Below are 24,742 nucleotides of genomic sequence, written 5' to 3'. Positions count from 1 at the left end.
AAGCGTCCCCGAGTATCCCTTTCTTGCCGGCTCCCCCGCCTCTTTTTTTGTGAACTGTTACACATCACTTTTTCAGTACTGACCGTTTATCATGAGAAGACTCCCGTTTATCGCATGTGGGTGGTTTCGTGCCCTGACTCTAAATAATCTGTAAGCAATCAGAAATAGGGAAGAATTATGTCCGGATTCCAGCGAAGCTCTGGCTTTACGTTGCTTGAACTGATTATAACGATCGTCATTCTGGCAATCGTTGCATCGTTTGCAGTTCCGTCTTTTCGCGAGACCGTACTTAATAATCGGCTGACGTCTCAAATAAATGAAGCGTCCAGCCTTATGAGCTATGCCCGCAGTGAAGCATCCAAAATGCAGGATGGCGTGATTACTGTCTGCGCCAGTGCTGACAGCGCTTCATGCAGTGGTGCAAACACGTGGGAGACCGGCTGGATTGTGATGCGCGACCTTGACGGTGATCGCGTGCTCGATGCCGGAGACGACCAGCTCCTCCGGATCAGCCAGGCCCTGGAAGGTGGCAACACCATGAGAATCGCGGGCCTTACCAGTGGTGGAGGCTCATTTGTGCAGTTTTCAGGCAATGGCTTCCCGATTCCTCCGGGAATTGGTCTATCGGCTGCAGGCACGATTACAGTATGTGATTCCCGTGGTGTGGGGACAGCGCGGGCAATTGTTGTCAGCGTGTCCGGTCAGACACGTCTGGCGCGAGATACCTCGGGTAACGGCGTACTGAACGATCACAACAACGCAAATATCACCTGTCCGTGAGAGTGGCGCAATGATGAAAACGTCGTTTATTCCCAAGCGCGGAGCCAACAGAAGCGAAATGAAAGGCTTGAAAAGTCAGGGCTTTACGCTGATTGAAATTCTGGTGACCGTGTTCATCCTGGCGATAGGGCTTCTGGGCCTCGCCGGTTTGCTGGTCGACGGAATGCGAAACAATCAGGGTGCGTATTTGCGGACCCAGGCGAGCATTCTGGCCTATGACATGGCTGACCGCATACGGGCCAATCGGGCCCAGGCTGTAGGCGGTGGAGCCTATGACGGCTTCACGACCGTTGGCGCATCCACAAACCTCCCGGTTTGTGCGACGCAGAACGGCGGATGTTCGCCGGCGCAACAGGTAACGGTGGATTTGGCTCAGTGGGCGCGCCAGATTCAGGGAGTCGGAAGCGACATGACGCTCTTGCCTGGCGGGCAAGGCTCGATTCAGTTCGATGCCGGCACCGAGATGTTTACGATCTCTGTCCAGTGGGATGAAGTTGTCAGAGAAGGCGATGCTAACGAACAAATCGCCGGTGATAATTCCTTTTTCCTGAATTTCTCATTATGAGGTGCTTGATGGGAGCCAAAAAAGTTCAGGGGTTCATTACCCATAGCCCAAAAGGGCAGGCCGGTTTATCGCTGGTTGAATTGATGGTCGCGCTTGCCCTGAGTGCAACGCTGATTCTTGGCATTTTCACGGTCTATGTGGATTCAAGCCAGACCGCTCGCCTCAGTACGTCTCTTGCGCGGATTCAGGAATCCGGTCGGATCGCGACAGATATTGTCGCACGAGACATGCGGATGATTGGTTTTCAGGGGTGTGCGGACCCTGCAGACGTGACCATGAGGATTATCGCGGATAACGCCCCTACGGCAGATTTCTTCTCCACCACCCTTAGAGGCTGGGAAGTCGCCGACGGTAACTGGGCCAATGGCACCGAGTTTGACGGGACCCCGATTGAGGCCAATGCCCTCGTTGGAAGCGATGTGATTTCGATACAGCGCGGCCAGACCATTGACGTCGAGGTGACCGGAAACATGAACGTGGTAAACGCCAACATTCAGGTGGCAGGGACTGCGATTAATTCGTTCACCCAGAATGACATTGTTCTGATTTCCGATTGCGAGAACGCGGATCTTTTTCGAATATCGAGCGACCCAACTAGCGGAACCTGGGCGCACGCCCAAAACGTGAACTCCAGCAACAACCTGGGGCAGGCGTACAACGAAAGCGCCCGGATTATGAGGTTCTCATCCAACGTTTATTTTGTCGCCGATACCGGGCGCGATGACATTCAGGGTAACGACATAATGGCCCTTTATAGGGGAGCAAATAACATGCTCGCTGCCGGCGGGCCCAGCTTCCAGGTTGACGAACTGGTGGAGGGGGTCGAGAGCATGCAAATCCAGTATGGCGAGATACTGCCCACCAACAATATCCGTTACGAAACCGCTGACAATGTGACTGATATGTCTCGTGTGGTTGCGCTGAGAATTGGCTTGCTGATCAGTGACGCCGACCAGGTTCGGGACACGGACGATACATCGAGCTATGCGCTGCCAGGCGAGGTGATTACTGAAGCAAGTGGTGCCGGCCCGGTGACGCATCCGGAAGACACCCGATTGAGGCGGACTTTCATCAGTACGGTAACGCTGAGAAACAGGGATTAAGCTAGATGCATAGAATGCCAGAGGATAGAAGCTATGACTGAATTGAAGGCAGGTCGCCAGGAGCGTGGCGCGGTTCTGATCGTAAGTCTTGTGGTTTTGTTGGTCTTGACGCTCATCGGTGTCGCGGGGATGAATACGTCAGTGATGCAGGAGCGTATGGCCGTGAATGCCCAGAACTCCAATCGGACATTTCAGGCTGCCGAGAGTTCCGCCAGTGCCTTGACGGAACGGTTAATCGGGAATGATTTGAGCTTGCTAAGAGAATCGATGCAGTCCGCGGACAATATGAGCAGTTCGGTTAACTTCACGGTTGATGCCGGGAACGGCGTTGCCGGTACCTACCAGGCCCGTTACCTCGGCGAAATCATAGCCGGTAGCGGCAGCTCGCTGGATGCTAACGAGAGCTCCACGGCACTGGATGGTTATCGATATGAGTTAAGTGGCACTGCAACCATGGCGGGGACAGGTGCGACTTCAACGGTCTTCAAGGGAATCGAATATTACTGATAGTTGGTTTTGGGACCAGCTCTGGAGGAAAAAATGATCAAGAAAATGCTTTGTTTGCCACTGGTGATGTTCGTTTTGGCGATCACTCCGGTCAGTGCGGCGAGTCTTGAGGATGCGCGGTTAATTGATAGCCCGATTGAGGCCTATGAGGCCGCTTCCGTCGAGTTGATGGTAGATTCATCGTCACGCGTATTCAGTGTGGTTACCGAAGGCTGCGAGCTCTGCCCTGAACCACGCCTGCTTCCAGCTCGTGGATTCAAGGTTCAGGTTGGCAAGCGTGAAGTAGGTGCAGATGGATACCGGCGCGTTTCTGGCCAGGCTGGTACCGTACTCGTGGATTCGGATAGTGGGATGGCGTTGATGGTCATTTATCCTGTCCAGCAAGAAGGAGAGCTGCAATGAAGGTCTTCATGAAACGATTCGCGTGGGGCCTGCTTTCCATGTCCCTGACGGTTGGCACCTCTACAGCGGTTGCTGACGATACCGAGATTTTCTTTACAGACGCTGACAAGATCGTCAAGCCCAACATTCTGTTTATTCTCGATAAGTCCGGAAGCATGAGCAATATCGCGGAAGGAACGTCCAATCGTCTGGAGGTTGTTCAGGCGGTAATGGGCAATCTTCTGGATGATATGGAAGACGTCAATGTCGGGGCCATGTATTTTGGTGGCAACGATGGTGGTTATTTCCTCTCGGCAATCAAACCGATTGCTGACGTCAGGTCACCATTGAAAACCGCAATCAATGGGCTCTCGCCGGGCGGAAATACGCCGCTTTCTGAGACAACTTTTGAGGCAATGAGGTATTTTCAGGGAGGTGATACGTTCATCCGTCATTCCAGCGTTGCCGATGTTATGGATGGAAACAAATACGACAGCCCGATCGAGTACCAGTGCCAGCCAAACAACATCATTCTGTTAACGGACGGCCAGCCCACTCAGGATACCAACTATCAAAGCACCATGGAGAGCACCGTCGGCTCGTGTTCCGGCAACTGCCTCGACGAAATTGCGGAGTACATGTTTGATAACGACATGAGCACGGAACAGGACGGTCCGCAGTCCATCCGCACATACACTGTGGGCTTCCAGAGCAATCAGACGCTGCTTTCTGACGCTGCTTCCAATGGCGGCGGACAGTACTTTCAGGCTAACGACGCCGCTTCATTGGCAACCGCGTTTGAGACTGCCTTTAACGACATCCTTGCGACGTCTGCAACCTATGTGGCTCCAGGCATTGCGGTAAACACCTTTGACCGCCTGAACCACCTTGATGCGCTCTACTTTGCTCTGTTCCAGCCGGCGAAAGGAGCCCGTTGGCCGGGCAATCTTAAGCGCTATAAACTCGCTATCCAGGAGAATTCCACTACCGGGCAAAGTGAGGCCGTCATTGTCGGCGAGGACGGGCAGCCAGCCGTCGATCCGAACAGCGGATTTTTCAAGGATAGTGCGCAGAGCTGGTGGGGCAATATCCAGGATGGCAAGGTTGTTACCGACGGCGGAGCCTCGTCCCAGCATGCAGACCCCAACTCCGATCGCAAGGTTTATTCGAATCTCGCCACAAACAGGGGGCTGACGAATAGCGCCAATGCGCTCGCAACAGGTAATAATAATCTGACCAAGGCTCTCTTCGGGGACACAAACATGTCCGACGCAGATTTCTCCGCCCTGGTTAACTGGACCCGGGGTCAGGATCTTGATGATTCGGACGGTGATGCATCAACAACCGACTCACGGAAGTTTATCGCGGACCCGCTCCACTCTGTACCGCACCTGATCGTCTATGGTGGCAGTGAGTCTTCACCGGATACCGCAGTGTTCTTTGGGGATAATCAGGGCTTTATCCACGGTATCGATGGTGAGACCGGGGAAACGCACTTCTCATTCATGCCCAAAGACCTTCTGAAAAATCAGGCAGGTTTAAAAGAAAACAGCGAGACCGCGAATAAAGTGTATGGCATGGACTCGTCTATCCTCAGCTGGGTTCATGATGACAACAATGACGGCAGTATCAGTGCTGGCGACGGCGATTTCGCTTATATCTACTCGGGTATGCGCCGTGGTGGTTCCAACTACTACGCACTGGATGTAACCAACCCTGATCAGCCAGACTTTCTCTGGTCGATTCAGGGTGGGCAAGCCAATACCGATTTTGCTGAGCTGGGCCAAACCTGGTCGAGACCTTCCAAGACCAAGGTGGAAATTGGCAACCAGATCCACGACGTGTTGATCTTCGGCGGCGGATACGATGCTGACCAGGACGATGCAACAACGCGCACCGTTGACGATATCGGCCGGGCTTTGTACATCGTGGATGCTGAAACCGGTGACCGTCTCTGGTGGGCTGGCCCCACAGGCAGTGGCGCGAACCTTGAGCTTGCTGATCTGAAATACAGTATCCCCTCTGCCCCTAAGGCTCTGGACCTGACCGGTGATGGTAAGATTAACCAGATATACGTGGGTGATATGGGCGGACAGATTTTCCGGTTTGATGTTACCAATTCCAACGCTGCCGATGACCTGGTTACCGGTGGTGTAATCGCCGATCTGGCGGAGGATAACAGTACCGCAAACAATCGGCGTTTCTACCATGCGCCGGACCTGTTCGGTTTAAAGTTTGGCGGAACGCGGTTCCTTGGTCTGGTCATCGGGTCGGGCTTTCAGGCTCACCCTCTGGACGAAAATATTGATGACCGCATTTACATGATGCGAATTCCTGAGATCAGCGCGCCGCCGGTCGACGACCAAGGCAACGTGCTGTACACGCCCATTACCGAGGCGGATCTCTATGATGCCACTGACAACCTGGTTCAACAGGGAACATCGCAAGAGCAGAACGACGCTGCTGCGGCTATTGGTTTGAAGGATGGCTGGTATATCCGCCTGACGAACAGTGGCGAAAAAGTGCTCTCGACAAGCCAGACCATCAATAATGAGGTGTTTGTCACCACTTACGAGCCAACTCCAAGTACAAACATCTGTATTCCGTCGGCCGGTACATCGCGCCTGTATCACCTGTCGGTGCTTGATGGACGTGCTGTCGTCAATTACGACGGAGTGGGCGCAGCCGACGAGCTGACCCGCCCCGACCGGGAAGTGGAACTCAATACGATTGGTCTGCCGGCTGACCCGCAGCGCATGCGTGTCGATGATACCGATGTGGTGTGTGTTGGTGCGGAATGTGTGACGGTAGACTCCCTTAAGGGTGTCGTTGAAACCTATTGGTACGAGGAGTAAGTCTTGGTTAAGGCAAGGAGTTCCCAGGCAGGTTTTACGCTTATCGAACTGATGATTGTGGTGGCGATTATCGGAATCATCGCTGCAATCGCTTATCCCAGTTACGTAGAGTACACGGATCGTACTCGCCGTTCTGATGCTCAAGGAGCGTTAACAGGGCTCTCGGGTGCTATGGAGCGATATTATGCTTCTAACAACACTTATGAGAGTGCAGCCGCCGGTGGTGCGGATACCGGTGCTCCGGCTATATACCCGGATGAGGCGCCGCTCGAAGGTGGGCAGAAGTATTACGATCTGACCATCGAGGCTGCGGATGCAAACTCCTACACCTTGCGGGCAACTCCGAAAGGCGTGCAAGCGGGAGATGGAAACCTGGAACTTGACTCCACCGGTGCGCGACGCTGGGATCGCGACAATGATGGCTTTGGCGCTGGTGATAATACCTGGGAAAACTGACTTGCAGTAAGAATGGAAAAGCCGGCCTTCAGGGTCGGCTTTTTCGTTTATTCCCGGCAATCAACCAGGGCAGAAAATCTTCGCGCCCCATGAAAGCTTAATCATGCCATCCGCGTCCTTGTCGTGCTCGGCCCGGAAACGACCAGCAATGTTGACTGCCATGTAGCTCATGTTGCCACTTGCCGGATTCGAAGGGCAAAGTATCAGGCTTCCCATCGCGCCATGAGTCATACCCCTGGGATTAAATTGAAAGTAGCCTCGGCCAGCTGTGCGAGAGCGGATCCGGAAGCCCCCGAAGTCTGGCGTGAATTCCCGGATAACGGTGTTGTCGTCAGGTTGTTTGTTATTGTCTGAATCAACAAATACCGAAACGGTGTTTTGCCAGTCGTCGATGCATTCATTCTGCAATGAGAGGGGACAAACGGTGATCAACTGACGCTGACTCGCCGCCGACCAGCGGGCGAATGCGAAGATTGAGTGATAGTGTTCAATAAGGGTTCTGTGCTTTGATCGTTCAACCCAAGGTCCGAAAGACTGGACGGCAAAACCGGTGGCGATGGCCAGCACGGCGATCGTAATGACAAGCTCTGGCAGCGTAAAACCTGCAGTTGATTTGGCGGTACTCATTGTTAACATCCATGTTATATCTTTACGGGAGGTGCCGGCTTCACATCCTGTGATATCCGGTATGACCATTTTAAGGGGATGGCACTCTTATTCCGTGAACCAGTCTCCCAAAACACCTGCTAACGTCACTCCATCCCCAATTTCTTCAATCGATACCGTAACGCCCGAAAACTGATCCCCAGTCTTTTGGCCGCGGCCGTTTTGTTCCATCGCGTTGCTTCCAGAGCTTTTTCAATAGCCTGACGCTCAATGCTTTCCAGGTAGCCTTCGAGGTCTATTTCCCCTTCCGGCACTGGAATGCTGTTTCCGTCAGCCCCTTGCCCCTGCGTAATAATTCCGGACGCCGTCGTGGGCGACTGCGCTCCGTTTCCCAGGTGCAGATCCTGGGGGCCAATCTGGTCCGAATCACAGAGGGTAAAGGCCCGCTCCAGAATGTTTTCGAGCTCCCGGACATTTCCCGGGAAATCATAGCCTTGCAAGCGATCAATGGCATCCGGGGTCAGCGTTGCCGGATCGCACTCATATTCCCGGGCGATCCTGCCGAGGATGTGATTGGCCAGCAAAGCAATGTCATCCGGCCTTTCCCGGAGCGGCGGAACCGCCAGCTCAATGACGTTGATGCGGTAAAACAGGTCTTGGCGGAAACTACCCTCCTGGACCAGTTCCGGCAGGTTCTTGTGGGTCGCACTGAGTAACCGGATGTCCACGGGAACTTCTTTGGTGTCTCCCACCGGGCGAACCGCTTTTTCCTGAATGGCACGGAGTAGCTTTACCTGCATGGCAAGCGGGAGGTCTGCCACTTCATCGAGAAACAGCGTGCCGCCGTTGGCCGAACGGAAAAGGCCGTCCTTGCTTTCTACCGCCCCGGTAAAACTGCCCTTCTTGTGACCAAAGAACTCACTCTCCATCAGCTCAGAGGGAATTGCCCCGCAGTTAACGGCAATGAAAGGACCGTCACGTCTCGGTCCCTGAAGGTGAATCATCCGGGCGACCAGTTCCTTGCCGCTGCCTGATTCGCCGCTGATAAAAACGGGTGCCTGACTGCGAGCCAGTTTCCGGGTCTGTTTTCGCAGTTTCTTTATCTGGAGAGAATTGCCCAGTAGCAGTCCCGGCTCGTCCTCGGGAGTCTCCTGTTCCGGCTTGGCGAGTGAAAGCTTGAGCGCGCTGCTCACGAGGTCTCGCAGTCGCGGTAGCTCGACTGGCTTGGAGACAAAATCAAAAGCGCCCGCCTTCAGGGATTCAATGGCAGTTTCCATGTTGCCATAGGCGGTAATGACGGCCACCGGCGTCGTAGGTGAGTGCTGCTGAATCCATTGCACCAGTTCGATGCCATTGCCATCCGGCAAGTTCATGTCCGTCAGGCAGAGGTGAAAGGTATGCTCACCCAAAAGCTTGCGAGCACTTCCCAGGTCCGCGGCCGTCAGGGCCTTGATTCCCATGCGGGTGAGGGTGATTTCCAGCAAGTCCCGGATATCCGGTTCATCATCAACAATCAGGGCTGTATGAGTGGTCATCGTTTTGTTTCGGTTCCATGTCTTTGTTCTGGCACTCGATATCCTCTCGGCGCCGGTTTAAATCATTCGCCCCGGATGGGCAAAGGTAATGCGGAAACAGCAGCCGGGTTGATCATTGTCCACCAGGGACAGATGGGCCTGGTTAGCCTCGCACAGTTCCCTGGCCAGATAAAGTCCGAGGCCCGTTCCCCGTTTATCCGTTGTGAAAAAAGGCTCAAACACCGAGCTGCGGTATTCCGACGAGATTCCGGGGCCAAAATCCCGGACATCAAGGTAAGCGCGCTCACCGTCAGCGGTCGCGCCGGCATGAAGTTCGACTTTTCGCTCTCCGGTTTGTTGCTCGCTGTAGCGTAAGGCATTGTCGCAGAGATTGACCATTACCTGTTCGATCTGACTTTTATCGAACCGGGCGGGCGGCACCGCCGGGTCAACCTGTAGGTCAATGTGTGGCGGGGTGGAGCCTTCCTCCTGAGTCTGTAGGAAGTCTGCTCTGAATTCTTCCAGCCATGGAGTCATTTCCACTAAATCTGCGCTGGCGGCCCGGCGCCGTGAAAGATCCAGCACATTCTCGATGATACCGTTCACCCGCCGTGAATGGCGGCGAATAATATCCAGCATCTGGTGGTCGCCCTGATCAAGGTTTGGTGACTCCTCCATTAGCTGCGCGGCGTGGCTGATGGCGCCGAGAGGGTTGCGGATTTCATGGGCGATGCCTGCCGTCAGTCGCCCCAGGGAGGCAAGTTTCATTTGCTGGGCTTGTTGGGTGACCTTGCTCATGTCTTCGATGAATACGAGGATATGGTCTCCGCGCTCCCGGTCCAGCTGGGTAAAGTTGGCCTGAAGGACAGGGGAGGTCGGAGACGGCTGGAACGGCTCGATTCGTCGTGTCGGGTCTTTTTGCCAGGACTCAAAGCCAAACTTAAGGGGCTTGGGCAGGGTGAAACTGCCTTCGCGGTTTCGTGTCCGGTCAGGTGCATTGCCAAACAGCAATTCTTCGGCGGCGGCATTGGCGAGTCGGATGTGAGCGTATCGATCCAGCACGAGAATGCCGGTGCGCATGCGCTGAATAATCTGCTGATTGATTTGCTCAAGCTCGGCGATGCTCCGGGCGCGACTACTGGCAAGGGCTTCGCTGCGCATCATCCGCCGGGAAATGTACTGCAGGCCAAAAGCCGCAGCGAAATAGAGAATGCCGAGGAAGCCGGCGCGAACAATGTCGTCTGCGGACTCACCAAGGGCCAAGGCGGCCCATCCGGAGATGCCCAGGGAACAGATAGCGGCTAGCGCTGCATAGAAAGTCCCCATTCGACTGGGTGTCAGGATGTTGCCGGCTGCGACAGAGATGATGACCAGGTTCGCGAGCCCGTTGGTAATGCCGGTGCTCACGAATAGAAGCGCGTGTATGACGAGAACATCGAGCAGAATCGAAAGGGTGATATGCCGTTGGCTTGGCTTAAAACCTGCCAGCATGATCAGCGCAATGAATGCATTGAGTCCGAAATAGCCGGCAACTCCTGCCTGATAGTAATTCAATAGGCGGAAACGGGTGTCAAAATTGACTGGGTCAACGAACAGCAACCCGAGCAGCATCAGGCTGACAACCAGGCGATAATGGTTATAAATGCGGAACAGCCTGACCTGTTGCCGCCGCGACGGAGAGACAGGTAAAGGGCTTGTTGCGTCCGTTTGGGGTTGGTCTACGGCCATGGTTCTCGGGAATCCGCTGTTGGTCGGAAGAAATCCTCACGCTTGCGGGGTTATAATAGCCTTTTCGTGGCAATGAGTTACAGGAGCCAATTTATGTCCGTTTCCGGGAATGTGTCCTCCCACCAGGTTTCATCTAAAAAATTGCGGGTAGTGATGGCCCAGCTGGACTTTCTCGTGGGCGATATTCCCGGCAATACCGATCTGGTGATTGATGCCACCCGTCGGGCGTCAGAGGAGCATCAGGCCGATATTGTTGTATTCCCGGAGCTGTGTATTACCGGCTATCCGCCAGAGGACCTGTTGCTGCGCCCCAGTCTGGAGCTGAGAGTTAACGAGGCGCTTGAGCGGATTCAGGCAGAGCAGTTGGAGCCGGCCATTGTCATTGGCGCACCCCTGCGCCACGGTGCGCTGTTGTATAACTCAGCAGTCGTCATTGAGGGCGGTACCATTACTGGCCGCTACTTCAAGCGCTTCCCGCCGAACTATCAGGTATTTGACGAAAAACGCTACTTTGCCGAGGGCCAGGATGTACTGACGATGGAAATTCGAGGCGTGCCGGTGGGGGTTACCGTCTGCGAGGATCTCTGGAAGGACGGACCTGTTGAGGATGCGGCCGCCGCAGGTGCCAGACTGATTGTGAACCTGAACGCCTCGCCCTACGATGTCGACAAGCAAGCTCGCCGAAAGTCTCTGCTTGAACGGAAATCGAGGGAAAACCGGGTCAGCATCGTCTACGTCAATCTCGTTGGCGGACAGGATGAGTTGGTCTTTGACGGTGGCTCCATGGTGTTTGACCACTCCGGTGTTCTCATGGCCGAGGCGCCCCAGTTTGATGAGGGATTGTTCCCGGTTGAGTTTATTTGCGAGCACCATTGCCAGCCGGTATCGCAATCGCTACCGGAAGAGCCGTCTCTGGAGGCCAATGTATACAAGGCCCTGGTGACCGGTGTCCGGGATTACGTGAACAAGAACGGGTTCAGGTCCGTGGTTCTTGGCTTGTCTGGCGGCATTGACTCGGCTGTTACCCTGGCAGTGGCCGTTGACGCACTGGGCAAGGACAGGGTGCGTGCGGTAATGATGCCGTTCCGCTATACGTCTGGCATGAGCCTTGAAGACGCGGAGGCCGAAGCGCTGGCTCTGGGTGTTCAATACGACGTTTTTTCCATTGAGCCTATGTACGACGCCTTTATGGCAACTCTGTCGGGGCCTTTTGAAGGTACGCAACCGGATACTACTGAAGAGAACCTTCAGGCCCGTCTTCGGGGCGTATTGCTGATGTCCCTCTCCAACAAGTTCGGCTCCCTGGTGCTGACGACCGGTAACAAGAGCGAGATGGCTGTGGGGTATTCCACGCTTTATGGCGATATGGCTGGCGGATTTGATGTGCTCAAGGATGTCCCCAAGACCCTGGTCTTCCGTCTCGCCAACTACCGGAATACCCTGTCGCAGGTCATACCGGAGCGCGTTATCACCCGTCCGCCGTCAGCGGAGCTGGCTCCGGACCAGAAGGATGAGGACAGCCTTCCGGGATATGACATTCTGGACCAGATTCTGAACTTTTATGTGGAGCGCGATTTCAGTGCCGATGCCATCGTTGCCGAAGGCTTTGACCGTGTTGACGTGGAGCGAGTGATCCGGCTTGTTGATATCAACGAGTACAAGCGTCGTCAGGCGCCGATTGGTGTGCGGATTACGGAGCGGGGCTTTGGCAAGGATCGCCGCTATCCCATCACCAATGGATGGAAAAGCGGCAAGTGAAACTGGCGTGATTGCCGGGTTTATTCGTCGCCCATGAGGCCGAACGTTACAACACTGGAGAGTGACCGACTCTCTCCCTTGAGTACGTCCGGCTCAAACTCGCCTGAGTCGTTGAACGCAGAGCTTTTCGGGAAGTTTTCCCGCAGCATGGCGATAGCGTCCTGAGATCCTTTTTTCAGATCCATGAACCGGAAAGTCTCTGCAAGAATGATCAGCGCCTCCTCGACAACCGGAGACGTAGGGAAGTTTTCCACAACATAGCGGGCCCGGTTGTTGGCAGCCACGTAGGCTTCTCGCTTGATGTAATAGCGAGCGGCAAAAACCTCAAGTTCAGCCATCCGGTTACGAACGGCAATCATGCGCTGTCGGGCATCCGAAGCGTATGGACTGTCCGGGTACCGGCTCAGCAGTTCGGAAAAGTCCCTGAACGACTGGGTTTGTTCGCCGGGGTTTCTGGCTGCCACATCAATCGGGAAATAGCGGCTGGCCAGGCCAATATCAAGGTTATAGGACGCCAACCCTCGCATATACAATGCATAATCCGCATGCTCGCTCTGGGGATTCAGCCGAAGGAACCGGTCGGCAGCGGCACGGGCACCCTCCAGATCCAGGTTCTGGTAACGGGCATAAATCAGGTCGAGTTGTGCCTGTTCCGCGTAGCGGCCGAATGGGTAATAGCTTTCCAGGGAGTCCAGGTTCTGCTCGGCTTCATTGAAATTGCCGGAGTTCATCGCCTGCCTGGCATTTTCGTAATACGTTTTTTCCGGCAGTACTTCTTCCTGTTGATTGGAGGCGCAGGCACTGACCAACACCACGAATGTGGCCAGTAGCAGTAAACGGACAACTGATCTCATGCCGGAATCCCGTATAATGTCGATAAATTCGAAAGAGGAGCTATTGTAGCGGGGAAGACGCTGCATGTGCAGAGTGTGGCTTCCCTGTTTGATAAATTCTCTCCGAAACGTAACACACACAGGCCCCGGGGGCTTAATGTCATCTGAAAATCGAATTACCGCCAGCTTTGTTGTACCGCCGGAACTGAGTGACCGGCGACTGGACCAGGCGGCGGCAGAGTTGATGCCCGAACACTCCCGTTCGCGACTGCAGTCCTGGATCAAGAGTGGCGCGCTGACGGTCAATGGCCAGACCCGCAAGCCCCGGGATAAAGTGATGCTGGATGACCGTCTGGAGATTGATGCCGAGCCCGAGGTCCAGGTCAGTTGGCAGGCGGAGGAAATCACCCTCGATGTTGTCTATGAAGACGAGCACCTGCTGGTGATCAACAAGCCGGCCGGGCTCGTCGTTCATCCGGCGGCAGGCCACGCCGACGGTACACTGGTGAATGCGCTGCTGAACTACGCTCCGGAGGTCGAGAACCTTCCGCGGGCAGGAATTGTTCACCGGTTGGACAAGGATACCTCCGGGGTAATGGTTGTGGCCCGGAGCCTTATTGCGCACACCTCGTTGGTTGGGCAGCTTCAGACCCGAACCATGGGGCGGGAATACGAAGCAGTGGTTGTGGGCACACTGACCGGCGGTGCAACGATCGATGCGCCAATCGGCCGGCACCCCCGTGAGCGCAAAAAAATGGCGGTTGTTCCCAGTGGCAAGCCGGCGGTCACCCATTACCGGCTGGTGGAACGTTTCGCGGCCCATACGCACGTTCGCTGCAAACTCGAGAGCGGTCGGACCCATCAGATCCGTGTGCATATGGCGTATGTGAAGCACCCGCTGATAGGGGATCCTCTCTATGGCGGGCGCCTGCGTCTACCCAAAGGCACCACAGATGAGTTGCGCGACGTACTGGCGGCGTTCAACCGCCAGGCACTTCATGCCCAAAAGCTGACCCTGGAGCATCCGGAGACTGGCGAGATCATGACTTGGGAAGTGCCGTTGCCGGACGACATGGAGCAGCTGCTGGTGGCTCTCCGGAAACACGTGAAAGATCTGGAACGTGATGAATTCTGATTTGTCCCTGATCGTACCGGAGTGGCCCGCACCCGCCAACGTGCGGGCGGTCAGTTCGACCCGAAGCGGGGGTGTGAGCATGTCTTCGTGGCACTCTCTTAATCTGGGTGATCACGTGGGTGACGCACCAGAGGCAGTCGTTCGCAATCGTCAGTTGTTGGCTCAGGGGATAAACCTGCCAGCGGAAGATTTTGTCTGGCTCCGGCAGGTGCACGGTATTGGTGTGCTTGAAGTGACCCGAGAGAATCTGGCCGGTGTACCTGAAGCCGATGCCAGCTTTACTCGGGAGCGGCGCGTCGCCTGTGCAATTCTGACTGCCGACTGCTTGCCTGTTGTCTTGTGTGACCGCGCTGGCTCCATTGTCGGTGCGGCGCATGCGGGCTGGCGTGGCCTTTGCGCCGGGGTTCTGGAAAATCTGGTTGCGAAAATGGGCGTGCCCGTTGATAACCTCATTGCCTGGATGGGGCCGGCCATCGGCCCAAATCACTTCGAAGTGGGGCCGGAAGTTCGTGAAGCATTCCTGTCTGCCAATAGGCAGGCTGATGAGGCGTTTTCGGTTCAAGGCGCCCGTCCTGGCCATTATATGGCCGATATTTACCGGTTGGCCCGGCAAAGGCTGGAAATGGCCGGGGTTTCGTCCGTTTTTGGTGGCGGATTCTGCACGGTCACCGATGGTGACCGGTTTTACTCCTATCGGCGCGATGGCCAGACTGGCCGCATGGTAACGGTTGTCTGGATCGAATAATTGCACCGGGTCTGTCTCGTGCTTATCAAGCAACAACAGGTGATGCCTGTCAATTTTCTGACAGTTAGTTTGCCCAAGCGCTTGAACTCCCTCTACTTGCCCCTACATTTAAGATCAAAGCAATTCGGATGTTGACTGAGCCACGAAGGCTTGCGAAGCGCATTCGGTAATCGAATCGGGGAAGATGAACTATGAGAATTGACAAGCTGACCAGCCGGCTGCAGACCGCCCTTGCCGACGCACAGTCAATTGCGGTTGGCAAAGACCACAACTTTATTGAGCCGTTGCACTTGATGCAGGCGCTCCTGGATCAGGAGGGCAGCGCCATCAAACCTCTGTTGAAACAGGCTGGGGCAGAACCCGGGCGTGTACGTCAGGCTGTTGCCCGGGAGGTCGAGAATCTGCCGGAAGTGCCGGGTTCAGCCGGTGACGTGTCCATGTCCAACGACATGGGGCGCTTGTTCAATATTGCCGACAAACTGGCTCAAAAGCGCAATGACCAGTTTATTTCCAGCGAACTCATGTTGCTGGCAGCTCTTGAGGACCGCGGAACACTCGGTCGGGTGCTTCGGGAGCAAGGCTTGGATAAGGCAGCTCTGGAAAAGGCCATTGATGAGGTGCGAGGTGGTGAAGCCGTGAATGACGCAGGTGCGGAAGAGAATCGCCAGGCCCTTTCCAAGTACACTATTGACCTTACCGAGCGGGCGGAAGCCGGCAAGCTGGACCCGGTAATCGGCCGTGACGATGAAATCCGCCGCACCATCCAGGTCCTGCAGCGTCGACGCAAAAACAACCCGGTTCTGATCGGCGAACCAGGTGTTGGTAAAACCGCCATCGTAGAGGGGCTGGCTCAGCGCATCGTCAACGGTGAGGTGCCCGACGGGCTGAAAGATAAAAAAGTCCTTTCACTGGACATGGGGTCCTTGATCGCAGGCGCCAAATTCCGGGGAGAGTTCGAGGAGCGCCTGAAGGCAGTTCTCAATGAGCTGTCCAAACAGGAAGGTCAGATTATCCTGTTTATCGACGAGATTCATACCATGGTGGGTGCCGGCAAGGCAGAGGGCTCCATGGATGCTGGTAATATGCTCAAGCCTGCGCTGGCCCGCGGTGAGCTGCATTGTGTCGGTGCCACCACGCTGGATGAGTACCGTGAAAATATTGAGAAGGACGCCGCGCTTGAACGCCGGTTCCAGAAGGTTCTGGTAAGCGAGCCCAGTGAGGAAGACACTATTGCCATCCTTCGAGGCCTCAAAGAGCGATACGAGGTGCATCACGGTGTTGAGGTGACGGACGGCGCCATTATCGCAGCGGCCAAGCTGTCCCATCGCTATATCGCCGATCGCCAGTTGCCGGACAAGGCTATTGATCTGGTGGATGAGGCCGCCAGTCAGATCCGGATGGAAATGGATTCGAAACCCGAGCCTCTGGACAGACTCGAACGGCGACTGATTCAGCTCAAGATCGAACGGGAGGCGCTAAAAAAGGAAACCGATGCGGCTTCGAAGAAGCGACTGGAAGAACTGTCTGAGGTGATTGCCGGAGTTGAGCGCGAATACGCCGATCTGGAGGAAGTCTGGAACACGGAAAAGGCCGCATTGCACGGCTCGCAAAAGATCAAGAGTCAGCTTGAGCAGGCGCGTATTGAACTTGAAAATGCCCGACGAGCCGGTGATCTCGGGAAGATGTCCGAGCTTCAGTATGGCCAGATTCCCGAGCTTGAGCGCCAGCTGGATATGGCGAGCCAGGCTGAAATGATGGAAATGACGCTCCTTCGCAACCGGGTCACCGATGAGGAAATCGCGGAGATCGTTTCCAAATGGACGGGTATTCCGGTGTCCAAAATGCTGGAGGGTGAGCGTGACAAACTGATGCGTATGGAAGAAGCCCTGCATGGCCGGGTTATCGGCCAGCACGAAGCGGTAGAGGCCGTATCCAATGCGGTACGTCGCTCTCGTGCGGGACTGTCAGATCCGAACCGTCCCAATGGCTCGTTTCTGTTTCTCGGACCGACTGGCGTGGGTAAGACCGAGCTGTGCAAGGCGCTGGCATCGTTCCTGTTTGATACCGAGGAGGCCATGGTCCGTATCGACATGTCGGAATTCATGGAGAAGCACTCCGTCGCCAGGTTAATTGGTGCGCCTCCTGGGTATGTGGGCTATGAAGAGGGGGGCTATCTGACCGAGGCGGTTCGTCGTCGCCCGTATTCTGTGTTGTTGTTGGATGAGGTGGAGAAGGCTCACCCGGATGTGTTCAACATTCTGTTGCAGGTGCTGGAGGATGGCCGCCTAACGGATGGTCAGGGCCGCACCGTCGATTTCCGGAACACTGTCATTGTCATGACATCAAACCTGGGCTCGGACATCATTCAGCAGAAGGCGGGTGAGGAGAACTACGAGGCCATGAAGGATGCAGTGATGGAAGTTGTGGGTACGCATTTCCGCCCCGAGTTCATTAACCGGGTGGATGAAGTGGTTGTCTTCCATCCGCTGGCAGAAAGCCAGATTCAGGGTATTGCACGGATTCAGATAGAGTCCCTGAGCAAGCGCCTGAAGGAGCAGGATATGAGGCTGGAGCTAGATGAGGCTGCCATGGAGTTTCTGGCCGAAGTCGGGTACGACCCCGTATACGGTGCTCGGCCTCTCAAGCGCGCCATCCAGCGGATGATCGAGAACCCTCTGGCTCAAAAGCTCTTGCAGGGTGACTTTGTTTCCGGGGATGTCATTCATGGAACCGTGAAGGATCACAAACTGGTATTCGCGAAAGCATAACTCTGTACGGGGTCAGATCATTAGAGATCTGGCCCCGTATTCATTCCGTCCCGATTCATTGCTGGGCCTGACCGTTCTCGGGGCCGCAGTTTTCAGTGGCGATCTCTTCAAACTTCCGGCGCTGCTCGGCAATTTCTTCCGGTGACAGGTAGCGTTGCTCGCCGTTTTCTTCCACCCGGATGCGAGCGTTGCTGTCTATGACTTCCAGATTGGAACGAGCGGTGGCGCAGTTGGCCTCGCGTTGCTTGCGGCGGGCCTCTTGCTTTGCGGTTTCGCGCTGCCTTACGGCCTCGTCCTCCTGTTGTTCCTGAAGGTTGTTCACGCGCTCCTGTGCACTTTCGCGGTTCGAAGCGGCCTGGGAAGCGGTGCCTGAGCGTACGTTCACTTTTTCAGAGTTTTTTCCGGTAGGCTGCCGGTCCCCGAAGTGAGTCACACCATTATCGTCCGTCCACTTGTAGACAGAGGCGCTCATCGCAATACCTGGTACAACGGCCATTAACAAGGTCAGCGTCAGGATTTTTTTGTTCATGGGTCCACTCATCGTATGTTCACTGCTCCCGGGGCAGGTAAAAACCTGGGCAACCGGGCCCGTCTTTCTTCGAACTTGAAACACATCATGCCATTCATTTGGCCGTTTTTCTTCTGTCTGGTTCAAATCTTTGATCCGGAAACGGTCCAAGTATGGCAGACCTTTGGTCATAATGGTGTTATTAAGCCGCACCGCCTATTGACAGGGAGTTTCGCGCTGTCAGAATTACCAATCGCCTGAAGACTGGGGTCAATACGGCAGGCAATCCCGAGCGAGTATCCCCCGTTAATCACCACACTGAACGCACCGCGCCGTTGTCGCGGGATGGTTGTTGCATACTGCAACCCATTGATTGGCCGTTCTCCGCAACCCTCAGGAGGGCGGCTGGCCAGGAGATAACCTCTTACAAGGTGTGGAGGAGTAGCCGGTTCCGCTTTCACAAGAAGCTGGAAAACCGTGAATCCAGGCAACCGGGTTTAAACCCGGCTCATTCACTCGTATGAATATGAAGAGGGTAGAAAATCGTGGAGTTATTGTCTGGTGCCGACATGCTTATTCGCTCCCTGCAGGACGAAGGGATCGAATACATCTACGGCTATCCGGGTGGTGCAGCGCTTCATATATATGACGCGCTGTTCAGGCAGGATAAAGTCAAGCACATTCTGGTAAGGCACGAACAGGCCGCGGTCCACATGGCCGACGGTTATGCGCGCGCGACCGGAAAGCCGGGCACCGTGCTGGTGACCTCGGGTCCTGGAGCCACCAACACTATTACCGGCATAGCCACCGCTTTCATGGATTCCATTCCGATGGTTGTCCTGTGCGGTCAGGTTGCATCCACACTGATTGGCGAAGACGCCTTCCAGGAAACCGACATGATCGGTGTCTCGCGGCCTGTGGTGAAGCACAACCTCAGTGTGCGTCATCCGGAAGAAATCCCCGAGGTGGTCCGCAAGGCGTACTACATTGCCGCGACAGGTCGCCCTGGCCCTGTGGTTGTCGATATCCCCAAAGATATGACGACACCGAACGAACGGTATGAGTATTCGTATCCCAAGAAGGTCAAGCTGCGTTCCTATAACCCTGCGATTCGCGGTCATGCCGGCCAGATCAAGAAAGCAGTGGATATGATGCTCGCGGCACGCCGGCCGATCATCTACGCAGGCGGTGGCGTCATTCTGGGTAAAGCTTCTGATCAGTTGACCGAGCTGGTTCGTCTCCTGGGTTATCCGATCACCAACACCTTGATGGGCATCGGTTGCTACCCGGCCAGCGACAAGCAGCATCTGGGCTGGCTCGGTATGCATGGTACCTATGAAGCCAATATGGCGATGCATCACTCGGATCTGATCCTCTGTGTCGGGGCGCGGTTTGATGACCGGGTTACCAACGCAACCGAGAAGTTCTGCCCGGGTGCCCGCATTATCCATATCGACATCGATCCGGCGTCCATCTCGAAGACCATTGATGCGGACGTGCCTATCGTTGGTCCGGTTGATGCGGTCCTGAAGGAAATGCTGTCGCTGGCAAAGGAAAGTAAGGAAAAGCCGGACGCGGATGCGCTGGCTGCCTGGTGGAAGCAGATTGAAGAGTGGCGTGCCTTCCACGGCATGCGCTATGAAACCAGCGACGATGTCATCAAGCCCCAGGAAGTCATCGAAATGCTGTGCAGGCTCACGAACGGTGAAGCGTTTGTGACATCTGACGTCGGGCAACATCAGATGTTTGCTGCGCAATACTACAAGTTCGATAAGCCCAATCGCTGGATCAACTCCGGTGGTCTGGGCACCATGGGCTTTGGTTTGCCAGCCGCGATGGGCGTTAAATTGACACACCCGGATGACGAAGTGTTGTGCATCACCGGTGAGGGCAGTATCCAGATGAATATCCAGGAGCTGTCTACCTGCAAGCAATACAATCTGCCGGTGAAAATCATCAACCTGAACAACCAGGCGCTGGGCATGGTCAAGCAGTGGCAGGATATGAACTACGAGTCCCGTCACTCCCAGTCCTACATGGGGTCTTTGCCGGATTTCATAAAGCTGGCGGAAGCTTATGGCCATAAGGGCGTTCTGATCGACAAGAAGGCCGATCTGGAAGCCAAGCTGAAAGAAGTGCTGGCGATGAAGGACGAGCTGGTTTTCGTGGACATATACGTAGACCGCTTTGAGCACGTCTATCCGATGCAAGTCGCTCGTGGCTCCATGAAAGACATGTGGCTCAGCAAGACAGAGAGGGTGTGATCATGCGTCGAATCATTTCTGTTTTGCTTGAGAACGAGCCCGGGGCGCTTTCGCGGGTTGTCGGGCTGTTCTCCCAGCGTAACTACAACATAGAGACGCTGACCGTGGCGCCGACCGAGGACGAGACACTGTCCCGCTTGACGGTGACGACCACCGGGTCTGACAAGGTTATTGAGCAGATTACCAAGCAGCTCAACAAGCTGATTGAGGTGGTCAAGCTGGTGGACTTGACCGAAGGCTCCCACATTGAGCGTGAGCTCATGCTGGTGAAGTTGAAGGCTACGGGATCCCAGCGTGCCGAAATCAAGCGCACCGTGGATATTTTCCGGGGCCAGATTGTCGACGTTACCAGCTCGGTGTACACCGTGCAGCTGGCGGGTGACAGTGAGAAGTTGGACGGATTCATTCAGGCTGTCGGTACTTCGGGTGTGCTGGAAGTGGTGCGTACCGGTGTTTCCGGCATCGCCCGCGGCGAGAAAGTACTCAGTCTGTAACGGCTATTCACAGAGTTCGAACATCATGGCCTTGTGCGGCCATTACAAATATACAGAGGTTTGTCATGCAGGTTTACTACGATAAGGATTGCGATCTTTCCATCATCCAGGGCAAGAAAGTTGCCATCATCGGCTTCGGCTCCCAGGGGCATGCTCACGCATGCAACCTGAAGGAATCAGGTGTTGACGTAACGGTTGGTCTTCGCCCGGGTTCTTCCTCTATCGCCAAGGCTGAAGCATACGGCCTGAAAACCGCCGATGTGCCTTCGGCTGTCGCCGCTGCGGATGTGGTTATGGTGCTGACTCCGGATGAGTTTCAGGCACAGCTCTACAGCGCCGAGATTGAGCCGAACCTGAAGCAGGGTGCCACGCTGGCATTTGCTCATGGTTTCGCTATCCATTACAACCAGGTCGTTCCGCGCAAGGATCTGGACGTCATCATGATTGCTCCCAAGGCGCCGGGCCATACTGTCCGCACCGAATTTACCCGTGGAGGCGGCATTCCTGACCTGATTGCTCTTTTCCAGGATGCATCTGGCAACGCCAAGAATCTCGCCCTGTCTTATGCCAGTGGCATCGGTGGCGGTCGTACCGGTATCATCGAAACCACGTTCAAGGACGAGACCGAAACTGATCTGTTCGGTGAGCAGGCCGTCCTGTGTGGTGGCACCGTTGAGCTGGTTAAGGCCGCTTTCGAGACCCTGGTTGAGGGCGGCTACGCGCCTGAGATGGCCTACTTCGAGTGTCTCCACGAACTGAAGCTGATCGTCGACCTGATGTACGAAGGTGGTATCGCCAACATGAACTACTCCATCTCCAATAATGCGGAGTATGGGGAGTATGTGACTGGCCCGGAAATCATCAACGAGCAGTCACGCGAAGCCATGCGCAATGCCCTGAAGCGCATCCAGAGCGGTGAGTATGCCAAGATGTTCATCTCCGAAGGTGCCCACAACTACCCCTCCATGACCGCACGTCGTCGCCAGAATGCAGCTCACGAGATCGAAATCGTGGGTGAAAAGTTGCGTGGCATGATGCCATGGATTTCTGCGAACAAGATCGTAGACAAGGACAAGAACTAAGCTGATTTTTCAGCGTGTTCTGAAAAACGCGGCCCGGGTGGCCGCGTTTTTCGTATATACTCCGCCCAAATGCTTTCCGGAGTAATGGGAATGACCGACAAAAGAAAATCTGCCGACGCTGACGCACAGAGTGCCTCAGCGGAACAAAGCGAAAAGCATGCCTCGGAATACGAAATCGAAGCCGGGGAAGTGGTTGAGGAAGAGCTGGTTGAAGGAGCACCAGTGCGCCGAAAAGGCATTTACCTGCTCCCCAATGCGCTCACGACCGCGTCTCTGTTTTCCGGCTTCTATGCCATTGTATCAGCGGCAAACGGGATGTTTGATAACGCTGCCATTGCGATTTTCGTGTCCATGATTCTCGATGGGCTTGATGGTCGCGTCGCCAGAATGACCAATACCCAGAGCAAGTTCGGCGAGGAGTATGACTCCCTGGCTGATATGGTCGCTTTTGGCGTTGCGCCCGGCCTGGTGGCATTTTTCTGGTCGCTGAACGGCCTTGGAAAGGCTGGTTGGGCGATTACCTTCATCTATGTTGCCGGTGCCGCCCTGCGGTTGGCCCGCTTCAACACCCAGATCGGGTCTGTGGACAAGAAGTACTTTGTTGGCCTGCCCAGCCCGGCCGCCGCAGCGTGTGTGGCCGGCCTCGTATGGTGCTTCCACCAGTTTGAGCCGGCGTCCTGGTTGACGCTGCTCACCATTATTGTGGTGGGCGGTACTGGTGTAATGATGGTCAGCAATATCCTCTACCGCAGTTTTAAGGATCTCGATATGCGAGGGCGGGTACCCTTCGCTGCGATTTTGCTAGTGGTGTTAATGTTCGTTGTGATCGCACTTGATCCGGCAACCGTACTCTTTACCGGATTCCTGATTTATGCGTTGTCCGGTCCTCTCCGTGCGTTGTTTAGAAGAAAGCCTCGTCGTGCGCAGGGAGATTCAGCCTAGGTAAAATGCACCGGGCCCCAGTGGCCCGGGAATTTTGCACGGAACCCCCGGTCAACCTTCTCAGTGCCAGATTCTTTGGTAGCTTGAACGGAGTGTTTCGATGTTTATCAAAAAACAGCCTTCCTGGGCGCTTCCCCGGTCCTGCGTTACGCCCGAGCGCATCTTTCTCAATCGACGAAAATTCATGTCCGGTGCTGTCGCCGGCGCGGCAGGCCTTGCGATGCCCGGTCTGTTGTCAGCTGCCGCACTGCCGGTTCAGGGGGAGTCCCTGAGTTATGTTCCTGCCCCCGGATTGTCGACCAGCGAAGAAAAGACCCCTTACGAAGATGTCATCCGCTACAATAATTTTTATGAGTTTGGTACAGGAAAAGATGACCCCGCCAAATATGCGAATGAGATGTCTGTCGATCCTTGGTCGATTGCCGTCGAGGGCGAGTGCGACAGGCCTGGAACCTACGCGCTAGAGGATATCCTGAAGCCACATGATTACGAAGAGCGGATTTACCGCCTTCGGTGTGTGGAGGCCTGGTCAATGGTCATCCCCTGGGTCGGTGTCTCGCTTGCGGATGTCTTGAAGCGGTTTGAGCCTAATTCAAGGGCAAAGTATGTCTACTTCGAAACACTCCATGATCCTGAGCAGATGCGGGCGCAGCGGTCTCTATTCAGCACTATCGACTGGCCCTACCAGGAAGGCCTTCGCATGGATGAAGCCATGAACGAGCTCGCCTTTCTCGCGGTCGGGCTCTATGGGAAAACGATTCCAAAACAGAATGGTGCGCCGATCCGGCTGGTTATTCCCTGGAAGTATGGGTTCAAGAGCATCAAGTCGATTGTGAAGATTCGGTTTCAGGAAGAGCGGCCTAAAACGACCTGGGAAATGATCGCGCCCCGGGAGTACGGCTTCTATGCCAATGTTAATCCGGAGGTGGACCATCCTCGCTGGAGTCAGAAGCGTGAGCGGCGTCTGCCTTCGGGGCTGCTCTCTCCCAACTGGATTGAAACAGAAAAGTTCAATGGCTACGGCGACCAGGTTGCGCACCTTTACAAGGGCATGGATCTGCAGAAATTCTACTGATGTCCGGGTTTGATTGGCGCCGCAGTCCCGGGTTTCTGCTGACCTTCCGGCTGAGCGCGGCGGTGATTGCCGCGTTGCCTTTGATGCTGTTGGTTCGGAATTTTTTTGCCGCCGGGCTGGGGCCTGATCCGGGGCAAGCGGTCACCGAGTCTCTGGGGATTGCAGCATTTCAGTTGCTGCTTGCGACTTTGTGTATGACACCGCTGAGGCGGTGGACAAAGTGGGGTGGCTGGCTTCGCATTCGAAGAATGCTCGGCTTGTATGCCTTCTTTTATGCAGCGCTGCACATTTTGGCGTTTCTTCAGTTCATCGTCGGATGGTTTGACTTGTGGGCGGCGTTCACCAAGCGCCCCTACATTATCGCTGGCGCAGTAGCCTTCATGTGTCTGGTTCCCCTGGCGGTGACTTCTACCAAAACAATGGTGCGGAGGCTTGGTGGTGGTTGGAAGCGATTGCACCGGTTGATCTATCTATCCGTTGTCGTCGCATGGATCCATTTCATCTGGCAGGCCAGAAGTGATGTCGGCGAGATGGTTTTATACGGACTGGTTGTTCTGGTTCTGCTGGCGCTCCGTGGTTACTGGTCGGGGTGGTCTACCCTGATTCCTCTGAAAAAGGAGTGAATCGGGTTGATTTCTGATCA

General features: G+C 55.2%; 22 protein-coding genes. 17 read left to right on the top strand and 5 right to left on the bottom strand.

Annotated features, from left to right (window positions below):
* Positions 1 to 177 precede the first annotated feature (177 nt).
* Genes BKP64_RS11775 through BKP64_RS11745 form a run of 7 tightly spaced genes read left to right on the top strand, consistent with a single transcriptional unit; the run spans position 178 to position 6,647 of the window.
* Positions 178 to 780: a GspH/FimT family pseudopilin gene (locus BKP64_RS11775; protein ID WP_070970194.1), complete on the top strand. Its 603-nt coding sequence runs from the start codon at positions 178 to 180 to the stop codon at positions 778 to 780.
* A 58-nt stretch (positions 781 to 838) separates the two neighbouring features.
* Entirely contained in the window at positions 839 to 1,345 is a 507-nt protein-coding gene (gene pilV / locus BKP64_RS11770; RefSeq protein WP_227515377.1) for a type IV pilus modification protein PilV, read from the top strand.
* A gap of 8 nt (positions 1,346 to 1,353) precedes the next feature.
* The gene (locus BKP64_RS11765; protein ID WP_070970191.1) at positions 1,354 to 2,448 is read left to right on the top strand and encodes a PilW family protein; all 1,095 of its coding nucleotides are present in this window, start codon (positions 1,354 to 1,356) and stop codon (positions 2,446 to 2,448) included.
* A 33-nt stretch (positions 2,449 to 2,481) separates the two neighbouring features.
* Complete coding sequence (locus tag BKP64_RS11760; RefSeq protein ID WP_070970189.1) at positions 2,482 to 2,955, top strand: PilX N-terminal domain-containing pilus assembly protein; 474 nt, start codon at positions 2,482 to 2,484, stop codon at positions 2,953 to 2,955.
* A 33-nt stretch (positions 2,956 to 2,988) separates the two neighbouring features.
* The gene (locus tag BKP64_RS11755; protein WP_070970186.1) at positions 2,989 to 3,357 is read left to right on the top strand and encodes a hypothetical protein; all 369 of its coding nucleotides are present in this window, start codon (positions 2,989 to 2,991) and stop codon (positions 3,355 to 3,357) included.
* Positions 3,354 to 6,191, top strand: a complete 2,838-nt coding sequence (locus BKP64_RS11750; RefSeq protein ID WP_070970183.1) for a pilus assembly protein — start codon at positions 3,354 to 3,356, stop codon at positions 6,189 to 6,191. Before BKP64_RS11755 ends, BKP64_RS11750 begins: the two co-directional genes overlap by 4 nt.
* Before the next feature lie 3 nt (positions 6,192 to 6,194).
* Positions 6,195 to 6,647: a type IV pilin protein gene (locus tag BKP64_RS11745; RefSeq protein ID WP_083329212.1), complete on the top strand. Its 453-nt coding sequence runs from the start codon at positions 6,195 to 6,197 to the stop codon at positions 6,645 to 6,647.
* A 60-nt stretch (positions 6,648 to 6,707) separates the two neighbouring features.
* Here BKP64_RS11745 and BKP64_RS11740 read toward each other — a convergent pair whose 3' ends face one another.
* The 3 genes from BKP64_RS11740 to BKP64_RS11730 form a co-directional block, all read right to left on the bottom strand.
* Complete coding sequence (locus tag BKP64_RS11740; RefSeq protein WP_070970178.1) at positions 6,708 to 7,274, bottom strand: GspH/FimT family pseudopilin; 567 nt, start codon at positions 7,272 to 7,274, stop codon at positions 6,708 to 6,710.
* A 125-nt stretch (positions 7,275 to 7,399) separates the two neighbouring features.
* A complete protein-coding gene (locus BKP64_RS11735; RefSeq protein ID WP_070970176.1) occupies positions 7,400 to 8,788 on the bottom strand; it encodes a sigma-54-dependent transcriptional regulator in 1,389 nt (462 codons plus the stop codon).
* 57 nt (positions 8,789 to 8,845) lie between these two features.
* Positions 8,846 to 10,495 (bottom strand): sensor histidine kinase, encoded by a 1,650-nt coding sequence (locus tag BKP64_RS11730; RefSeq protein WP_070970173.1) that lies wholly within the window; start codon positions 10,493 to 10,495, stop codon positions 8,846 to 8,848.
* 93 nt (positions 10,496 to 10,588) lie between these two features.
* Between BKP64_RS11730 and BKP64_RS11725 the strand changes: the two genes are divergently transcribed.
* A complete protein-coding gene (locus BKP64_RS11725) occupies positions 10,589 to 12,253 on the top strand; it encodes an NAD+ synthase (protein WP_070970170.1) in 1,665 nt (554 codons plus the stop codon).
* A gap of 20 nt (positions 12,254 to 12,273) precedes the next feature.
* Here BKP64_RS11725 and BKP64_RS11720 read toward each other — a convergent pair whose 3' ends face one another.
* Positions 12,274 to 13,107, bottom strand: coding sequence for an outer membrane protein assembly factor BamD (locus BKP64_RS11720; RefSeq protein ID WP_070973660.1), 834 nt, complete (start codon positions 13,105 to 13,107; stop codon positions 12,274 to 12,276).
* 136 nt (positions 13,108 to 13,243) lie between these two features.
* Here BKP64_RS11720 and rluD point away from each other — a divergent pair, with 136 nt between their 5' ends.
* From rluD to clpB, 3 genes are all read left to right on the top strand, one after another.
* Positions 13,244 to 14,221, top strand: coding sequence for a 23S rRNA pseudouridine(1911/1915/1917) synthase RluD (gene rluD / locus BKP64_RS11715; protein WP_070970167.1), 978 nt, complete (start codon positions 13,244 to 13,246; stop codon positions 14,219 to 14,221).
* Positions 14,211 to 14,966, top strand: a complete 756-nt coding sequence (gene pgeF / locus BKP64_RS11710) for a peptidoglycan editing factor PgeF (RefSeq protein ID WP_070970165.1) — start codon at positions 14,211 to 14,213, stop codon at positions 14,964 to 14,966. The genes rluD and pgeF overlap by 11 nt, the downstream gene beginning before the upstream one ends.
* A gap of 191 nt (positions 14,967 to 15,157) precedes the next feature.
* On the top strand, positions 15,158 to 17,734 hold the full coding sequence (gene clpB, locus BKP64_RS11705; RefSeq protein WP_070970162.1) for an ATP-dependent chaperone ClpB: 2,577 nt from the start codon (positions 15,158 to 15,160) through the stop codon (positions 17,732 to 17,734).
* Positions 17,735 to 17,789: 55 nt separating this feature from the next.
* Here clpB and BKP64_RS11700 read toward each other — a convergent pair whose 3' ends face one another.
* Complete coding sequence (locus tag BKP64_RS11700) at positions 17,790 to 18,263, bottom strand: DUF4124 domain-containing protein (RefSeq protein WP_070973659.1); 474 nt, start codon at positions 18,261 to 18,263, stop codon at positions 17,790 to 17,792.
* Between the two features lie 524 nt (positions 18,264 to 18,787).
* Here BKP64_RS11700 and BKP64_RS11695 point away from each other — a divergent pair.
* From BKP64_RS11695 to BKP64_RS11670, 6 genes are all read left to right on the top strand, one after another.
* Positions 18,788 to 20,506 carry an acetolactate synthase 3 large subunit gene (locus BKP64_RS11695; RefSeq protein WP_070970159.1) on the top strand — a complete coding sequence of 573 codons (1,719 nt, stop codon included), beginning with the start codon at positions 18,788 to 18,790 and terminating at the stop codon, positions 20,504 to 20,506.
* Between the two features lie 2 nt (positions 20,507 to 20,508).
* Positions 20,509 to 21,000: an acetolactate synthase small subunit gene (gene ilvN / locus BKP64_RS11690; RefSeq protein ID WP_070970156.1), complete on the top strand. Its 492-nt coding sequence runs from the start codon at positions 20,509 to 20,511 to the stop codon at positions 20,998 to 21,000.
* A 65-nt stretch (positions 21,001 to 21,065) separates the two neighbouring features.
* A complete protein-coding gene (ilvC, locus tag BKP64_RS11685) occupies positions 21,066 to 22,082 on the top strand; it encodes a ketol-acid reductoisomerase (protein WP_070970153.1) in 1,017 nt (338 codons plus the stop codon).
* A gap of 90 nt (positions 22,083 to 22,172) precedes the next feature.
* On the top strand, positions 22,173 to 23,024 hold the full coding sequence (gene pssA, locus BKP64_RS11680; protein WP_070970150.1) for a CDP-diacylglycerol--serine O-phosphatidyltransferase: 852 nt from the start codon (positions 22,173 to 22,175) through the stop codon (positions 23,022 to 23,024).
* A 100-nt stretch (positions 23,025 to 23,124) separates the two neighbouring features.
* Positions 23,125 to 24,099 (top strand): protein-methionine-sulfoxide reductase catalytic subunit MsrP, encoded by a 975-nt coding sequence (gene msrP, locus BKP64_RS11675; protein WP_070970146.1) that lies wholly within the window; start codon positions 23,125 to 23,127, stop codon positions 24,097 to 24,099.
* Complete coding sequence (locus BKP64_RS11670) at positions 24,099 to 24,722, top strand: protein-methionine-sulfoxide reductase heme-binding subunit MsrQ (RefSeq protein ID WP_070970143.1); 624 nt, start codon at positions 24,099 to 24,101, stop codon at positions 24,720 to 24,722. The genes msrP and BKP64_RS11670 overlap by 1 nt, the downstream gene beginning before the upstream one ends.
* Positions 24,723 to 24,742 lie beyond the last annotated feature (20 nt).

It is taken from the genome of Marinobacter salinus (genome assembly GCF_001854125.1).
Classification (GTDB): Bacteria; Pseudomonadota; Gammaproteobacteria; order Pseudomonadales; family Oleiphilaceae; genus Marinobacter; species Marinobacter salinus.
The sequence above is the reverse complement of the archived record's forward strand: the minus strand, read 5'-3'. Positions and strand labels throughout refer to the sequence as shown.

Coding starts and splice junctions, on each gene's coding strand:
- BKP64_RS11775 (WP_070970194.1), top strand. CDS start 178: ATGTCCGGATTCCAGCGAAGCTCTGGCTTTACGTTGCTTGAACTGATT.
- pilV (WP_227515377.1), top strand. CDS start 839: ATGAAAGGCTTGAAAAGTCAGGGCTTTACGCTGATTGAAATTCTGGTG.
- BKP64_RS11765 (WP_070970191.1), top strand. CDS start 1,354: ATGGGAGCCAAAAAAGTTCAGGGGTTCATTACCCATAGCCCAAAAGGG.
- BKP64_RS11760 (WP_070970189.1), top strand. CDS start 2,482: ATGACTGAATTGAAGGCAGGTCGCCAGGAGCGTGGCGCGGTTCTGATC.
- BKP64_RS11755 (WP_070970186.1), top strand. CDS start 2,989: ATGATCAAGAAAATGCTTTGTTTGCCACTGGTGATGTTCGTTTTGGCG.
- BKP64_RS11750 (WP_070970183.1), top strand. CDS start 3,354: ATGAAGGTCTTCATGAAACGATTCGCGTGGGGCCTGCTTTCCATGTCC.
- BKP64_RS11740 (WP_070970178.1), bottom strand. CDS start 7,274: ATGAGTACCGCCAAATCAACTGCAGGTTTTACGCTGCCAGAGCTTGTC.
- BKP64_RS11735 (WP_070970176.1), bottom strand. CDS start 8,788: ATGACCACTCATACAGCCCTGATTGTTGATGATGAACCGGATATCCGG.
- BKP64_RS11730 (WP_070970173.1), bottom strand. CDS start 10,495: ATGGCCGTAGACCAACCCCAAACGGACGCAACAAGCCCTTTACCTGTC.
- BKP64_RS11725 (WP_070970170.1), top strand. CDS start 10,589: ATGTCCGTTTCCGGGAATGTGTCCTCCCACCAGGTTTCATCTAAAAAA.
- BKP64_RS11720 (WP_070973660.1), bottom strand. CDS start 13,107: ATGAGATCAGTTGTCCGTTTACTGCTACTGGCCACATTCGTGGTGTTG.
- rluD (WP_070970167.1), top strand. CDS start 13,244: ATGTCATCTGAAAATCGAATTACCGCCAGCTTTGTTGTACCGCCGGAA.
- pgeF (WP_070970165.1), top strand. CDS start 14,211: ATGAATTCTGATTTGTCCCTGATCGTACCGGAGTGGCCCGCACCCGCC.
- clpB (WP_070970162.1), top strand. CDS start 15,158: ATGAGAATTGACAAGCTGACCAGCCGGCTGCAGACCGCCCTTGCCGAC.
- BKP64_RS11700 (WP_070973659.1), bottom strand. CDS start 18,263: ATGAACAAAAAAATCCTGACGCTGACCTTGTTAATGGCCGTTGTACCA.
- ilvN (WP_070970156.1), top strand. CDS start 20,509: ATGCGTCGAATCATTTCTGTTTTGCTTGAGAACGAGCCCGGGGCGCTT.
- ilvC (WP_070970153.1), top strand. CDS start 21,066: ATGCAGGTTTACTACGATAAGGATTGCGATCTTTCCATCATCCAGGGC.
- pssA (WP_070970150.1), top strand. CDS start 22,173: ATGACCGACAAAAGAAAATCTGCCGACGCTGACGCACAGAGTGCCTCA.
- msrP (WP_070970146.1), top strand. CDS start 23,125: ATGTTTATCAAAAAACAGCCTTCCTGGGCGCTTCCCCGGTCCTGCGTT.
- BKP64_RS11670 (WP_070970143.1), top strand. CDS start 24,099: ATGTCCGGGTTTGATTGGCGCCGCAGTCCCGGGTTTCTGCTGACCTTC.